This window comes from Zhongshania sp., assembly GCF_047636175.1.
In the GTDB taxonomy this organism is placed as follows: Bacteria; Pseudomonadota; Gammaproteobacteria; order Pseudomonadales; family Spongiibacteraceae; genus Spongiibacter.
Window position 1 is genome coordinate 26,889 of record NZ_JBLIKC010000011.1, and the last position, 14,907, is coordinate 41,795.

A 14,907-nucleotide genomic window follows, 5' to 3' on the forward strand; every position below is an offset into this window, starting at 1 on the left:
GTACTAAAGGAATAGTAATATGCAGGAAACTTGCAACAACCCCTGGCCTGACAATATTAGTGGCCCAGTTGTTTTCATCGTAGATAGTATTACCAGAACTGAAAAACGCCTATTAGAAGAGTCTATCGGCGAGAATAAACCCGCAGGCGCAAGCTACCATGTGGTCCATCGCCAATTACGAGAAAAGCGGCGCTATGGCCAGGGCTCTAACACCCAGTTGTCAGAACTAACCAAATCAAATCAAAACCCATACTTTGTACCCGTGCGCGTGAGCTGGAAAACCCGCACGCCTCGGGATATGCAAGGGGTGTCACTGCGAGATTTAGTAACCGGCAATCGTGAATACCCCGGCTGGTTTCAACAGAAACTACGACTGCGCAAGGACCAAAATAGTTACAGCATTACCGTTGGTAATGGCGCCAGTCTTGCACAGCTAAAAGACGCCTCCGCTCACCATGTTCGCAAGCACGGTGGCGATGAAAATCTTGTTAAATTTATTGATCGCTCAGCATTTTTAGCCCTAGAAAAAAATGAACGCCATATCAAAGGCGCGCGCTACAAAATCCCCCAGTTACTATCAGACGAAGTCATTCGCAAGCCCTCGGTCATCAAAGCCCTCACTAAGATTAGCGAGTCTAGTGGCCGCTCAATGGACAGTTTGATCAAAGAAGCAAAACTTTGCCTGAACGAAATGTCGGCGAAACCGACCGCTCTCGGAACCGACCTTGCCGCTGCATTAGGCCGCTTCATGTACACCCGCGGTTTTGACAAAGACATTGACTACGCGGATGGCGATATCGAGCGCATCCGCAAACTACTCACCGAAAAACCGGTCGCGTTTCTATTTACCCATAAATCGCATATCGATGGTTTTTTACTGATGACCATCTTTCACGATCAGAATTTAACACCGCTACACCTCTTCGGGGGTATTAATATGAACATGCCCGGAATAGGCCCAATACTCCGCCGATCTGGCGCTATTTTTATTCGTCGCAGCTTCCAAGACGACGCCGTCTACAAGGTCGTATTTAAAAACTATATCGACTACCTAGGTGAAAAACGCTTCCCATTGATGTGGGCACTAGAAGGTACCCGCTCCCGCACCGGTAAATTAATGCCACCGCGCTTCGGCTTAATCAACTATGTGGTTAGCGCGCATATGCGTGACAACGCCCCTGACCTGTTACTGATGCCGGTTTCCATTACCTATGACCAAGTACCGGAAGTCGCTGACTACGACGCCCTGCAGGCCGGCGGCAAAAAACGCCCCGAGTCGACCTCGTGGTTTATGGAGTACATCAGTGGTCTAAAAAACCCTCATGGCAAAATCCATGTGCGTTTTGGGGAAGGTGTCACTATCAGTGAACACCTAGACCTTAGCAGTCCGGCGCCGCAAACCAGGGACATTCAAAAAATCGCCTTCGAATTGGCGGTTGACGCCAACAATGCCACGCCAATCACCGTTAACTCTTTAATCTGCTATGTCATTCTTGAACACGGTCACAAGGCCATCACGTTTAGCGAGCTAAATACCGATATCCAAGCGCTGCTAGAGTTAATAAATAAACTGGGCTTCGCGGCCACCAACGACGTCAAAAATCTCGATGACGCGGGTATCAAAAAATGCCTGCAACAACTGGGCACAACCGGTGTCATCAATATTTTCAACGACGGCATTGAATCTGTTTATATGCTGCCCGCTGGCGCGGGTCGCACCGCGGCCTACTATCGCAATGGCCTGATTCACTTTTTTATCAACAGCGCTATTGCCGATATGGCACTGCTTGCTGTCAACAAAACCGGTGACGAAGCCATTACCCAATTCCACGACGAAGCACTCAAACTGCGAGAGATGTTCAAATACGAATTTTTCTTCGAAGGCTCAAGCGCCTTTATCTTGTTGCTGGAACGCGAACTTGAACAACGCGCGCCGGACTGGCGCAGCAGCGTTATACAAGGGGCCAAAACCACGCGAAAATTGCTGGCTGGTATCACGCCCATTTTAGGACACGGCACCCTCCGACCTTTTATAGAAGCCTACCTAGTGTTAGCAAGGGCTTTACGGATGCAAGCCGAGGGTGAAATTAGTGATCCAAAGCAACTTATCAATCACGCATTAACACTGGGCAAGCAGCGCGTTCTGCAAAAGCGAATCCATTGCGAAGAGTCGGTATCCGGCAGCTATTTTGAAAACGCCATTAAAATAGCGGACAACCAGGATTTATTGAAAGCTGGAGGCGACGCGGCGGATGGCCGGCAACGCTGGCTAGAAGACCTGAGAGAAATTTCTGCCAACGTTCGTTTTTTGGCGTCGATGGCCGACGCCAAACGTCTGCAGATACGCACCCAACTGGAAAAATAATACCTCCCCGCATCAACTGCCGCGCCAAGGCGCGGCAGTCTCGGTTGCCGGCACCGCCTAATTCAACGTATCGCAATCCCGCGCATCCTCATAAGCCAGCGGACAACTCCAACATAGGCTGACGGCATAAGTCGAGCGAGGATATCTTGCACCCGGCCATCGCTAATAAAAATACGGCCAACATTTTTCTGTACTCCGCGCAAAATTATATTCGCCGCAACTGATGGCTGCGTGCCCTTTTGCAACTCGGCATGGAAGTGTTTTGTACTGCTGTTGTGGTGATCGGCATTAAGTGTGATGTTGGTGGCCACTGCACCGGGATGCACCGTATGCAGGGTCAAATTATGGATGCCACGGATACGGTGCTCGGCCCGCAAGCTATCGGTAAAGCCGCGCACTGCAAACTTGGTTGTGCAATACGGCACCAGATAGGGCAAGGCTAAAATACCTTGCGAGCTGGAAAGATTAACAATGGCAGCCTCAGGGCGACTCAGCAGATGCTGATAGCAGCGCTGGGTGGTGTGTATAACCCCCCAGTAATTGATATTGGTTATTTTCTCAAAGTCCTGTTCACTGGCTTCGCCAAAAGTGAGGTCACCTAGGGCAATACCTGCATTATTAATTAAGAAATCAATGTGTCCAAAGTGAGCAATCACATTGTCGACGAAGACGTTTATGGCGCTCTTATCGCCCATATCCACTTGCTCGCTATAAAAGTCTGCCTTGATCTCTGCGAGCATAGCTTCGCTGGCGTCCCGATTAGCAATATCGCAGAACGCCACTTTTGCGCCGCGCCGCGCAAGCTCCATCACTAAGTGATGACCAATACCGTCGCCACCACCGCCGGTAACGATGGCAACCTTATCCTTAAATGTTTTCATGCTTGCGGCCTATTGGAGAGAACGATATTTACTGATGCTTGGCGATAAAATCCAGAACATCGCGTGAACTGCGTGAAGCATCTTCTAGCATCGGCATATGCCCAAGCTCTGGATAAGTGATAAGTTGCGCGTTGGGAACACCCTGCCTCCATATTTCAGCGCTGCTGATGTCTAGCAGACGATCGCGCTCACCCCACAGCAGCAACACCGGCACACTGAACTCAGAGAGCCGCGTGTCGAGCATGTCGACGTCATGGAAGTCGTGAAAGATACGCGCCAGTGATTCACGACGCGCAATATAATCGTCCGCCATATAGTCCAATATCATTCTTGGCAACCAAGGCGGCTGTGACATCGTCATGGCGTAGAAGGTATAAAATTCCTCACGGCTGCTCATCTCAAATGGATTGCGGCCCATGGCGCGCATCCGCTCCATATCACTGGTATTTGGCGCAACCACCCCTGCAGGATCGATCAGCGTCGCGCTTCGCACTCGCTCTGGATGGTGCAGAGCAATCTGCGCGGCGATAAAGCCGCCCATCGAATTACCGATGATATGCGCATTGGCAATACCCAGTGCATCCATAGCTTGCAGCACACGTTCACCCTGACTTACCGAGTCGTATTTAAGCGCGGGATCGAATGCGGTTTCACCATGGCCCGGGAGATCTAAGATCAGCACTCGATAACGATCAGTAAAATGACTGGCAAAGCGCATCCACACGGTCTTCTCTGAACTGTAGCCATGAAGCATGACCACGGTTTCCGCGCTGCCTTTTGGCCCGCCCTGCCAGCTCATTAGGCGGCTATCGCTGATTTCTATCTCAGCGCGGTGTAGCCCATAAAGCGTGGTTTCAATCTTGCTGGCTAGCGTCAACACCTGACCGCCAATGCGCGGATAGGTGACTCCAGCCCAGACAGCAAAGCCAATCACTATGCTTATTAAGGTAATAGCAATTGGCTTCTTCATTCTGCATTCCCTTCTTTTTCTAACGTAGACAAACTAAGCATGGCCGAGGGACGCGGCGGATAATCACTGCGGTCGATAACCTTTCGCATGTCGTGCCATATCAATTTATTTAGTATGCGCAGAGGAACCAGATTCGCGCCCAGCCAAGTCTTAAAGGAATCTCGGCCATACACAATTTTGGGAGTGCCTCGGCGAATACCTCGGATCACGTGGCGAACAATTTGCTCAGGTGGCGTTGACAGGTATTTCGCTGAAAATGCCTGATGCTGAGGCATATTGGCGATATTGGTAGCAATGCCGCCCGGGTGAACAAGATGCACGCTGATTGGACTGTCGTGTAACTCGACCATAAGCGCCTCGGTGAAGCCACGCACGGCAAACTTAGATGCGCTGTAATCGCTATTATTGGGTGGACCGATAAGGCCGAAAATACTCGACACATTGACCACGGCGCCCTCGCCATTTTCAATCAACTGGGGCAGAAAAACTTGAGTACCGTGCACTACCCCATAGAAGTTAATGGCCATCACCCGTTCAATTGTGGCAAGTGGCGTCGCCCACACCGGCTTTCCGGCACCAGAGATGCCGGCGTTATTAATAATCACATGGGCGTTGCCCAAAACACTCTTCACTTCATCTGCAAAACCTGCCATCGCCGCCCGGTCTGCCACATCAAAGGTCGCGGTATATAGCTCTACTTCACCGGACTCGCGCAGTAGCTCAACGGTTTCAGCAAGGCCTGCGCCGTCGTAGTCGTTGAGGGCTAGCCGCGCTCCAAGTTTTGCAAATTCCAGCGCGTAGGCGCGGCCCATACCCGAACCCGCACCCGTGACAACCACAATCTTATTTTTAAAGTTATTCATGTCATCAATCTCAATTCATTAGATGGTGCTTTGACTTGAAGCGGCTGGCAAGCCGACGGTAGGTAAAACTAAAACCAGGGAACATGGCAATGACGTGGCCACTTTTACTCTGATACCAGCTGGTGCAACCACCCCACTTCCAAACCGTTTTTTCCATTTCTGAATGCACCATTTGGGTGTACTCATCTTCGGCTTCGGGACGCACCTCAATGGATTGCTTGCCGGAGTTATCCAGCTCGGCAATGCTGTCGGTGATGTACTTCATTTGCGATTCAATAATAAAAATCGCCGAGGTATGACCGATACCAGTATTGGGACCGGTGACAACAAAGAAATTAGGAAAACTCGGAATGGCAGTGCCGAGGTAGGCCCGCGGAAACGCTTCCCAGACCGAGGCGAGGCTCACGCTGTCTTTACCAATCACCGGATAGGAGATAACGCCATCGGTCGCGTCATAGCCGGTAGACCAGATAATCAGATCCACGTCGATTTGCTGCCCCTGGCTTGTCAGTATGCCGTCCTCATTTACAGCCGCAATACCATCTTGTTTGTCATGCACTGTCACATTTTTTTGAGACAGCGCGGGATACAAGGTGCTTGAGAGGATGATCCGCTTGCACCCGATGGTGAAGTCGGGCGTCAGCTTTTTGCGCAGTAGCGGATCTGCAACCTGTTTTTCAAGATGCTTTAGCGCAACACGACCGCCGACCAGATGAAGCATTGTTTTTGAATACTTAAAGCCAATAACACGGGCCTCTAATCCCCAGTAAATCGCCCAGCGCAAGGCGTTGTAGAGTGGTTTGATACCAAGCAGTTTGCGCTGCCATGATGAAAACTTACGATCTGGCCGCGGCAATACCCAATGCGGGCTGCGCTGGAATACATGCAGTTCACCGACCTCTCCCGCAATCGCGGGAATCACCTGGGCGGCACTGGCGCCACTGCCAACAATAGCCACACGCTTACCGCTATAATCATAAGAATGATCCCAGCTATTAGTATGGAAGCTTTTGCCTTTGAAAGTATCGCGGCCCGGGAAGTTGGGAATAACCGGCGTACTCAAGGGGCCAGAAGCGTTTATCAGTATCTGCGCCTCAAACGTCCCCGCGGCGTCAGTCTCAACCACCCAACGCTTGGCAGCGTCATCCCACTGCACCTGCTTCACATTGGCGTTTAGTGAAGTTTTCTCGCGCAGGCCATGCTTATCAATCACTCGATTGGTGTAGCGCTGCAGCTCATCCTGCTCTGCAAACATTTGCGACCAAGCGTAGGGTTCAGACGAAATAGAATACAAGGGAGACTGCACGTCCACCGCCGCTCCCGGATAACTATTCTGACACCAGGTGCCTCCCATAAAGTCGCGGCGTTCAAGAATCCGAATATCGTTGATACCCTGCTCCTGCAAACGTATAGCAGCGCACTGCCCACCAAATCCACTGCCAATAATGACAACCCGATAACAATGTTTTGTTTGCATATCTTGACTCTCTGAGCGCTGAAGCGAACAACAATTAATGTGATGACGAATAACATCACTTTACTTCTGATGGCGCTTGTCGTCAAATACTCACATGCAAAAAAAAGAACTACAAACAAACTCAGGACGCACCTACGGTGGCGAAAGCGCTGCCGAGCGCCTATCGCGGCAGCGTCAGCAGTTTATGGATGCCGGTTTAGAACTCTTCGGCACAGTAGGTTACCGCGCCACCACCGTAAGGATGCTGTGCAAGCAAGCCGGTCTCACCGACCGCTACTTCTATAAAACATTTAGGGATACCGAAGATCTATTGGCCGCAGTCTATACGGTGTCGCTAAACCAGATCCAAGCAGAGGTCATGGCGGCGATTACCGCCTCAGCAAACCAGCAGCGTCCAGCCAGCCAGATCGATAACGGCCTTGAGGCATTTTTCACCGCCTTTGAAAATTCCCGAGTGGCTCGCGTATGCTGGCTAGAAGTCCTTGGCGTTAGCCCGCGCATCGACGCAATGTACACAAGTCGTATCCAGCAATTCGCCGATTTACTGCTGTTCTTAGGAAAAGCCATGCAGCCAGATTGGCCTCTACCAAAAGAGGAAACTCGCATCACCGGGATCTCACTGGTAGGCGCGATCAGCCAATCGGCACTGCACTGGTTATTAGAAGACTACCGCTCGCCGCGTACGGTCTTAGTTCGCGTGAATAGCCGCTTGATCCGCGGACTAATCAACCCACTTGTGGATTAATCAAATTAAACGCAAGCTAATACCAGTCAAGGGAATACTGCGACGGTGTAGTCTGAGGCATTTCAACATCCCTGCTTGGCCTTTCAGCGTGCGCCTATAAGCTGGCACTCAGATTTTAAAGACAATAATATGCGGACTAGCAAATGCTTAGGTTTCTGGAAGTCGCTTTACAGCCAAAGGTTTATCGAACAGCCCTTAAAGTCTGCCTGCTGGTGGGCACCATATTGGCTCTAATAAATCATGGCTCGGCAATATTTAATCTTAGCTTGAGTACGCAGAATATCTTACAAATTATTCTTAGCTATCTAGTCCCTTACAGCGTTTCGACATACTCATCAGTAAAAATTATTTTAAATAGTGATCATTAGGCTACATAGGCTTTTCACAGTCACCACAATACGGGCTCTCCATCTTTTAGCCACATCTGAAAACCATGTCAGATAGGTATTGAAATATACAATCTGCAGTTAGACTTAGTATGTTAGTGTTATATCACGCTCTCGCAGCCTCTACAGTGATTATTATCCCTGCCGTGATCTGTTAGCTCTGAGCGCTTTTATGGCAATATAATATTCATTGAATAAGAGTTTAAAAAGTATGAGCACTGAAAAACCAATTATCAGTAAATATGATCAAGTTCGCGCCGAGCAGATTAAATACAATGCCAAAAGAGAGTCTGGGTATCGCGAAAAAGCCTTAAAAATTTATCCTTGGATTTGCGGTCGGTGTACGCGAGAATTTGACCGTAAAAATCTCTCCGAATTGACGGTGCATCATGTTGATCACAATCATGACAACAACCCAAGTGATGGCAGCAACTGGGAGTTGCTGTGTATTTATTGCCATGATGAAGAGCATACAAAATTTGCCAACCATGTACGCTACGGCAGTAGCGGAAAGTCAGAAGTAAAAGCGGCCACATACAATCCATTTGCTGATTTAAAGGCGAAAATGGAAGGTAAAGAATAAGCTAGCAAGAAATTTGGCCCATGAGGTTTTTATGAAAACGTTGTTATTGGTTTTGGTGTCTGCTCTCACGCTATCTACACTGTGCTTTTCTGATGATTCACCGGTGTATAACAAAGAGCTAGATGGCTTTGACTACCCTTTTAACGTTAAAACCTTCAACTTTAACTCTCAAAAACAAGACCTAAAAATGCGCTATATGGATATAGGCACCAAAGACGCACAAAAGGTCATTGTCTTACTCCATGGTAAAAACTTTTCAGCGTATTACTGGGAAGCAATTGCCAAAGACCTACTCAAGAAAAATTATCGCGTCATCATGCCGGATCAGGTCGGCTTTGGTAAATCATCCAAGCCAGCTTATTACCAATACAGTTTTGGTCAGCTAAGTTTGAATACTAAATTACTGCTGGATAGTTTGAATATTAAAAATTTTGATCTTGTCGGCCATTCGATGGGAGGTATGTTAGCAATTACATTTGCTGCCAATTACAGTACAGCGGTTAATAAGCTCATACTCATTAACCCTATTGGCTTGGAAGACTACAGCCAATATGCAGAATATAAAGACATTAATTTCTTCTATGAACTCGAGCTTGGCACCACGCTTGAAAAAGCCAGACGTTACCAACAGGCTAATTATTATGACGACAAATGGTCAGGTGACTACGAGGCCCTTTTAACACCCTTAAAGGGAATGCTTGCCGGAGAAGACTGGAAGCTTGTTGCCTGGAATAATGCCTTAAGTTACGGCCCCATATTTTCAGAGAACATCGTCGCTCGATTTTCACAAATCGAGAATAAAACCTTCTTAATTATTGGCACTAGGGATAAAACTGGGCCCGGTCGGGCTTGGTTAAAAGAGGGTGTCACAAGAACGCTTGGAGAATATGACAAGCTCGGTAAAAACGCTCAGAATATGATTAAAGGCTCAACTCTTATAGAGCTAGATGGTCTTGGTCATATGCCGCAATATGAAGACTACCCCAGGTTTAGCGAGGCTTTTGATAAAGTCATTAATCAGTAATCGGCGGTATTTTTGTCCTTGATTGATCTTTATTATAAATAGCAGCAGCGATAAGTTTGAGATCCACGTCTTCAAACAATCAACTTAATATCGAACAATCTCATACTGTGAAGCCAGAATAAAAATGATGATAATGGCAAGATCAATGCAAGATTGATCTTGCCATTTGTTTTGGCCCTAAAGCGCAGCGACTAAGATTTCACGGCTGACGTCGGGCGTAACAGCCTTGTGTTCACCTAATTTCACCATGCCATGCTGAGTGAGCTTTTCGATCAAACCATCAATCTGTGCCTCAGCTAAGTCGACATGAGATAGCCGAGTCGGCACTTGCATGGCGGTAAAGAATTGCTCCGTCAACTCAATAGCACGCTGAATACGAGTGTCTTCGTCACCATCGGTCAGATTCCATATACGCTGCGCATACTGCAATAGTTTGTCACGCTTGGCCTCTTTGCGAATCTTCATCACAGCCGGCAAGACGATGGACAGAGTCCGAGCGTGGTCAATGCCATAGGCACCGGTTAGCTCGTGAGCAATCATATGCGTTGACCAATCCTGAGGCACACCAGCGCCAATCAGACCATTCAAAGCCATTGTCGCCGCCCACATGATATTGCCACGAACATCCAAATCATTTTTGGTTTCGGCGGCTAGCGCTTTTGGCCCCTCTTCAATTAGAGTAAGTAATAGGCTCTCGGCGAAACGGTCCTGCACTTTGCCATTGACGCTGTAGGTGAGGTATTGCTCCATAGTATGAACAAATGCATCGACGACACCGTTGCCAATTTGGCGATCAGATAAGGACAGCGTCACTGCCGGATCAAGCACTGCAAATAAAGGCCGCAGCAAAGGGCTGCTAAAGGGTAGCTTGTTACCGTCACGCGTAACTACCGCGCCGGTATTCGACTCTGAACCCGTTGCCGGTAGGGTTAGTACACAGCCCATCGGCAATGCCTGCTTGATAGGCTGACCCTTAGCAATAAAGTCCCAGGGATCGTCGCCCTCGTACAAGGCCGCCGCGGCGATAAATTTGGTGCCGTCAACAACAGAGCCGCCACCTACCGCCAGCAGATAGTCAACATCGTGTTCACGAATGGAAACCAATGCCTTCATCAAATTGGCATAGGTCGGATTTGGTTCAATACCCGAAAACTCAAACCAAGTGTGCTCGCTTAATGCCGCAGCAACCTGATCGTAAACACCATTGGCCTTAATAGAGCCGCCACCATATGTGACAAGCACTTTAGCGCCCTTGGGTATTGCCTTGGTTATCGCCTTAATTTGGCCTTCGCCAAACAGGATTTTGGTAGTATTTTGAAAACTAAAATTTAACATTGCGATGTCCTATTCGTTTCAATAAAGCGGGCAATTTTAAGCTGCCAGAGCCGCTAATAATTTCTCTGCCGCGAGTTCAGAGCTTGCTGGGTTTTGGCCAGTAATAAGCAATCCGTCTTGCACCGCAAATGCATGCCAGTCAGCTACTTTTTGGTAGTCACCGCCACGTTTAACAAGTTCATCTTCTAAGAGGAAGGGCACCACGTCACTTAATTGCACAGCATTTTCTTCCGTATTACTGAAACCGGTTACCGCCTTACCGCTGACAACGTATTGGCCCGCTGCATCTTTAATATTCAAAAAGGCAGCCGTTGCATGACACACCGCAGCAACGGGCTTATTGGCGGCTAAGAAGCTTTCAATCAAGGCTATGGAATCGACATTGTCGGTTAAATCCCACAATGGCCCATGACCACCAGGATAAAATACCGCATCATAGTCCGCTGCCTTGACGTCGCTCAACTTAGCCGTTTTTGCCAATAAGGCCTGCGACTCAGTATCTTCGTCAAAGCGGCGAGTAGCCGCCGTCTGAGCATCTGGTGACTCACTCTTTGGATCAATTGGCGGCTGACCACCGGCAGGAGAGGCTAGTGTTACTTGAGTACCTGCGTCTATAAAGGCGTAATAGGGCGCAGCAAACTCCTCAACCCAAAAGCCCGTCTTTTCTCCGGTACTACCTAAGTCTGAGTGCGAGGTAATTACCATTAACACCTTTTTAGCGTTTGAATTAGTCATGTTTTACGTACTCCTGTAAATCCTGTGGTGGCTCGCCTGATAGCTAGCTCAACTTCTGGATAGTTCGATTTCTATCAATTACCAACAGTGTATTACCCACAGGGCATATCGAACAATACAGACAGAATTGACTACATTAGTAGATATATTGATACAATAGGCTATGAATCTATCTTTTGAACAACTTAAAAGCATGGTGGTCTTTGCCCAAGTCATTGAGCAGGGCAACTTAACCGCCGCCGCAAAGCACATAGGCTTATCCCGCGCGTCAGTCAGTTATCATCTTAAAAAGTTGGAGTCTCAGTTGGGGGTGAAGTTGCTAAACCGCTCCACCCGCGCCATCGCGTTGACTGAGGCGGGTGCGACGTATTATCAGTCTTGCCGCATCATTGCCGAACAAGCCAATATCGCCAATCTGCAGATGGAAAACTTGAAAAATGAGCCCGAAGGTTTATTAAAAATAACCTGCCCAGTCAATGTTGGCTTACAGATGGTCGTGCCCGCCCTAAACGACTTTCGCCGTCTTTACCCTAAAATTGAACTTGATGTGATGCTGACAGATGAAGTGATTAATATCATGCAAGAGGGGATCGACCTCGCCATACGGGGGGCCCCGCTGACGGATTCCGGGCTCCAAGCGAGCAAATTGTCCACCTTCCCTACCTGCTTATGTGGCTCGCCAGACTATTTTGCAAAACGTGGCCGCCCAACCACACCAACCGAACTCGAAGAGCACGACTGGGTTGTTTATAAACTCACCGCCGGCGCTATTACCCTTAGCAAGGGTAGTCGCTCTTATAGTGTTGCGGTAAAAGGCAGTATTAGCACCAATAACGCAGCGGCTCGCACGGCCTTTATAGAGGGGGGACATGGCTTGGGTCGCATCCCACTTTACGATGCCTGGCCAAAAATTCAAGCAGGACTGTTAGAAAGGGTACTAGAAGATTATCACTTAAATAACATCGATATTTATGGTGTTTTTCCGCCCGGCAGTGCCGGCTCAAAAAAACTGCGGGTGCTAATAGATTTCCTTAAAGACTACTTTGATAAAACCGACCGCCAAGCCATGAAAAATATCCGCTTATCGAACAAAGGATAAGATCAATACCCCAGAGCTTGGCCCGCCAAGGCGACAGCTACATCACATTAACGCGCACGATCAACTCGGGCCTTAATGTGATGTAGCAGTTTTAAAAGTTAACTCTAAAATCGACGCCATAGGTTAGTGGATCAACAATGCCAACATGGTAAGTGCCGATATCAGTACCCGTTAAACCGCCGGGCTGTGATACTCGGTCATTGCCCAATAAATTCTTACCCCACAGCGCCATTTCGTAGCCACCACCAGGGGTGTTCCACGCCACTCTGGCATTCAGCAAACTAGTATCGTCGCTGTAGCCATTAACCGTATTAAAAAACGGTTGATGGTCTTCGTTCTCCGGCTCGGTGTTTTCTTCATAAATATAGTCAAAATGGAATAACAGCAGGCCGTAGTTAATTTCAGGCGACCAATCCAAAGTCACGGTATATTCCTGCGGGGAAGTGGCATTTACCTGATCAGCGACCATAAATTCACCCTGTGCGTTGAAATATGACTCGCGGCTAGACTCTTGCTCACGGTAGGTATAAATCAGTCCGAAGCGCAAATTTTCTGTCGCCAGCCAGTCCGCAGTTAGCTCGACACCCTGAATATCTTCATCGGTATTAATAACCGCAGGCACGGCGCCATTACTGTCTGGCGATCGTGACTCTATGGCTTCTTGGCGATCATCAATGATCATTTTGAACAGCGCCACTTGAGTACGCACACGCGTGTCAAAGAAATCACCTTTTACGCCAAATTCAATATTGCTCACTACCTCAGGATCTAAGGGTGCCTCACGAGTCCCGGTATTTAGGGAGTCGTAACCACCCGATTTATAGCCGGTCGAGTAGCTTAGGAAGGTCATCGCTCCGTCGGTGATTTGATAATTGGAGACCAGCCGACCGGTAATTTTGTCCCAGCTTTCGGATGCAGTCTCTACGCCATCCGAGTTAAAAAAGAAGTTTTCACCCAGCGCTTGCGAGACCACAAAATCACTCAGCGGCGCATCCCAACTAAAGGATTTTTGATCATTGCTGTAACGCAGGCCGGTGATAATATTCAGTCTTTCGGTAATCGGAAAATCCAGGTCACTAAAGAAACCATAACTTTCGAAATCACCCTCATTGGTCATTTTTTCAGTAACGTAACGACCAGCGATAGCGCCACCTAACAAGGTATTCAACAAACCTTGGGGGATGTCTGCCATACCCGATGCCAGCTCGAGTACCGCGCCGTAACTAAAGGTTAAGGCGGTTTGCTGATAAGTATCTTCCTTGCTGTAATTTGCCCCAAACACGGCGTCCACCCAAGGCAAGGCAACATTAAATTGCATCTCAAAATAGGCAATATCAGAATCTTCAATATTATTGGTATCTACATAAACTGAATCGTCTGCCGTTGCGTCTTCATCTTGCAGGTTATAGGTTTCAAAGGCGCGGTAACTGCCGATTAAAGTCAAACTGGTGGTATCTGTGAGGTCATACCACAGCTTACCGGTAAAACCTTGCATCTCTCTAGTTTCACCGCCACCCATAGCATCGGTTTCTAATGTGCGATCTGTCGGGTCGGGATAATTTGAGAACTCTTCACTAATACTGAGCCGCGCCTGCGGGCCGTTGTCGACACGATCAATATCGTAGGCGAATTGCATACTCAGCTTGTCGTTGGTGTCCCAACGCAGCGCCACGCGGCCGAATTGATTGTCTTGCTCACCAGGATCTGGCGCAGCGGGTCCCTTGCTGTCGATGACCGCATCGCGCTGGTTGTGCAGTAGATTAAGCCGCAGAGCAAGATTATCGCTCAGCGGTAAATTACCCATGCCTTCAACGCGAAACAAGTTATAACTACCCAGCTTTGTCATCACAAAGCCTTCCGTTTCTTCCTTACTCGGTGCATTGGGAATAAAGCTCACCACCCCCGCCGCCGCGTTGCGGCCAAACAAGGTACCTTGCGGCCCTTTTAAAACTTCTACCCGCTGCATATCAGAAAACGGCACGGTGATCGCTGCCCGCGGCAGGTACACACCATCGAGAAAGGTCGCAACCGAGGGGTCGCCGCCGGTACTAATATTGGAACTATCAATACCGCGAATCACAAATGAGGACTGGGTGGAGCCACCGCCACGCACACCATCACCCACTTTTAGCCCCGGAATATAGGCCTGAATATCTTCCATATTCAATGCACCGGTATTTTCTAAATCCTGGTTGGTAAAGGTATCGACGGTCACCGGGACCGTCATCGCGCTTTGCTTACGCTTTTGTGCGGTAACCACAACCTCTTCTAAGGCAAGGTTGTTTACCGCATACGCCGAAGGCGTCCCCAGTACTGCAATGCCTATAGCGCAGGCCATGCGACTTCTACTAATGGATTTCATATTACGCCCTCACTCACAAACAAAACGCGCATTGCAATACCCGAACTGGGCATTGCAAATTACAACCTAGCGGCAATCAGTT

13 protein-coding genes are annotated in these 14,907 nt (G+C 48.6%); 6 read left to right on the forward strand and 7 right to left on the reverse strand.

What is annotated here, in order from left to right:
- Positions 1 to 19: 19 nt before the first annotated feature.
- Positions 20 to 2,365 (forward strand): 1-acyl-sn-glycerol-3-phosphate acyltransferase, encoded by a 2,346-nt coding sequence (locus tag ACI955_RS08340; RefSeq protein WP_415243283.1) that lies wholly within the window; start codon positions 20 to 22, stop codon positions 2,363 to 2,365.
- Positions 2,366 to 2,427: 62 nt separating this feature from the next.
- On the opposite strand, the gene ACI955_RS08345 is transcribed toward ACI955_RS08340, so the two are convergent.
- From ACI955_RS08345 to ACI955_RS08360, 4 genes are read right to left on the reverse strand one after another with little or no spacing between them, the layout of a single operon-like run.
- Positions 2,428 to 3,246 carry an SDR family NAD(P)-dependent oxidoreductase gene (locus ACI955_RS08345; RefSeq protein ID WP_415243284.1) on the reverse strand — a complete coding sequence of 273 codons (819 nt, stop codon included), beginning with the start codon at positions 3,244 to 3,246 and terminating at the stop codon, positions 2,428 to 2,430.
- A gap of 28 nt (positions 3,247 to 3,274) precedes the next feature.
- Positions 3,275 to 4,216, reverse strand: a complete 942-nt coding sequence (locus ACI955_RS08350; RefSeq protein ID WP_415243285.1) for an alpha/beta fold hydrolase — start codon at positions 4,214 to 4,216, stop codon at positions 3,275 to 3,277.
- Positions 4,213 to 5,079 carry an SDR family NAD(P)-dependent oxidoreductase gene (locus ACI955_RS08355; protein WP_415243286.1) on the reverse strand — a complete coding sequence of 289 codons (867 nt, stop codon included), beginning with the start codon at positions 5,077 to 5,079 and terminating at the stop codon, positions 4,213 to 4,215. Before ACI955_RS08355 ends, ACI955_RS08350 begins: the two co-directional genes overlap by 4 nt.
- A gap of 10 nt (positions 5,080 to 5,089) precedes the next feature.
- On the reverse strand, positions 5,090 to 6,556 hold the full coding sequence (locus tag ACI955_RS08360) for a flavin-containing monooxygenase (protein WP_415243287.1): 1,467 nt from the start codon (positions 6,554 to 6,556) through the stop codon (positions 5,090 to 5,092).
- 94 nt (positions 6,557 to 6,650) lie between these two features.
- On the opposite strand from ACI955_RS08360, the gene ACI955_RS08365 reads away from it, so the two are divergent.
- From ACI955_RS08365 to ACI955_RS08380, 4 genes are all read left to right on the forward strand, one after another.
- Entirely contained in the window at positions 6,651 to 7,301 is a 651-nt protein-coding gene (locus tag ACI955_RS08365; RefSeq protein WP_415243288.1) for a TetR/AcrR family transcriptional regulator, read from the forward strand.
- 143 nt (positions 7,302 to 7,444) lie between these two features.
- Positions 7,445 to 7,669, forward strand: a complete 225-nt coding sequence (gene nrtS / locus ACI955_RS08370; protein WP_415243289.1) for a nitrate/nitrite transporter NrtS — start codon at positions 7,445 to 7,447, stop codon at positions 7,667 to 7,669.
- A gap of 229 nt (positions 7,670 to 7,898) precedes the next feature.
- Positions 7,899 to 8,270, forward strand: coding sequence for a YajD family HNH nuclease (locus tag ACI955_RS08375; protein WP_415243290.1), 372 nt, complete (start codon positions 7,899 to 7,901; stop codon positions 8,268 to 8,270).
- Positions 8,271 to 8,301: 31 nt separating this feature from the next.
- A complete protein-coding gene (locus ACI955_RS08380) occupies positions 8,302 to 9,294 on the forward strand; it encodes an alpha/beta fold hydrolase (protein WP_415243291.1) in 993 nt (330 codons plus the stop codon).
- A 177-nt stretch (positions 9,295 to 9,471) separates the two neighbouring features.
- Here ACI955_RS08380 and ACI955_RS08385 read toward each other — a convergent pair whose 3' ends face one another.
- Together ACI955_RS08385 and ACI955_RS08390 are read right to left on the reverse strand one after the other, a co-directional pair.
- The gene (locus ACI955_RS08385; RefSeq protein ID WP_415243292.1) at positions 9,472 to 10,629 is read right to left on the reverse strand and encodes an iron-containing alcohol dehydrogenase; all 1,158 of its coding nucleotides are present in this window, start codon (positions 10,627 to 10,629) and stop codon (positions 9,472 to 9,474) included.
- 36 nt (positions 10,630 to 10,665) lie between these two features.
- Entirely contained in the window at positions 10,666 to 11,364 is a 699-nt protein-coding gene (locus ACI955_RS08390) for a type 1 glutamine amidotransferase domain-containing protein (RefSeq protein WP_415243293.1), read from the reverse strand.
- A 163-nt stretch (positions 11,365 to 11,527) separates the two neighbouring features.
- Between ACI955_RS08390 and ACI955_RS08395 the strand changes: the two genes are divergently transcribed.
- Entirely contained in the window at positions 11,528 to 12,463 is a 936-nt protein-coding gene (locus ACI955_RS08395) for a LysR substrate-binding domain-containing protein (RefSeq protein ID WP_415243294.1), read from the forward strand.
- Positions 12,464 to 12,554: 91 nt separating this feature from the next.
- Here the strand turns inward: ACI955_RS08395 and ACI955_RS08400 are convergent, their stop codons facing one another.
- On the reverse strand, positions 12,555 to 14,825 hold the full coding sequence (locus tag ACI955_RS08400) for a TonB-dependent receptor (protein ID WP_415243295.1): 2,271 nt from the start codon (positions 14,823 to 14,825) through the stop codon (positions 12,555 to 12,557).
- Positions 14,826 to 14,907 lie beyond the last annotated feature (82 nt).

Excerpts from the sequence above, each read along its gene's own strand:
- ACI955_RS08340 (WP_415243283.1), top strand. The coding sequence starts at position 20 with ATGCAGGAAACTTGCAACAACCCCTGGCCTGACAATATTAGTGGCCCA.
- ACI955_RS08345 (WP_415243284.1), bottom strand. The coding sequence starts at position 3,246 with ATGAAAACATTTAAGGATAAGGTTGCCATCGTTACCGGCGGTGGTGGC.
- ACI955_RS08350 (WP_415243285.1), bottom strand. The coding sequence starts at position 4,216 with ATGAAGAAGCCAATTGCTATTACCTTAATAAGCATAGTGATTGGCTTT.
- ACI955_RS08355 (WP_415243286.1), bottom strand. The coding sequence starts at position 5,079 with ATGAATAACTTTAAAAATAAGATTGTGGTTGTCACGGGTGCGGGTTCG.
- ACI955_RS08360 (WP_415243287.1), bottom strand. The coding sequence starts at position 6,556 with ATGCAAACAAAACATTGTTATCGGGTTGTCATTATTGGCAGTGGATTT.
- ACI955_RS08365 (WP_415243288.1), top strand. The coding sequence starts at position 6,651 with ATGCAAAAAAAAGAACTACAAACAAACTCAGGACGCACCTACGGTGGC.
- nrtS (WP_415243289.1), top strand. The coding sequence starts at position 7,445 with ATGCTTAGGTTTCTGGAAGTCGCTTTACAGCCAAAGGTTTATCGAACA.
- ACI955_RS08375 (WP_415243290.1), top strand. The coding sequence starts at position 7,899 with ATGAGCACTGAAAAACCAATTATCAGTAAATATGATCAAGTTCGCGCC.
- ACI955_RS08380 (WP_415243291.1), top strand. The coding sequence starts at position 8,302 with ATGAAAACGTTGTTATTGGTTTTGGTGTCTGCTCTCACGCTATCTACA.
- ACI955_RS08385 (WP_415243292.1), bottom strand. The coding sequence starts at position 10,629 with ATGTTAAATTTTAGTTTTCAAAATACTACCAAAATCCTGTTTGGCGAA.
- ACI955_RS08390 (WP_415243293.1), bottom strand. The coding sequence starts at position 11,364 with ATGACTAATTCAAACGCTAAAAAGGTGTTAATGGTAATTACCTCGCAC.
- ACI955_RS08395 (WP_415243294.1), top strand. The coding sequence starts at position 11,528 with ATGAATCTATCTTTTGAACAACTTAAAAGCATGGTGGTCTTTGCCCAA.
- ACI955_RS08400 (WP_415243295.1), bottom strand. The coding sequence starts at position 14,825 with ATGAAATCCATTAGTAGAAGTCGCATGGCCTGCGCTATAGGCATTGCA.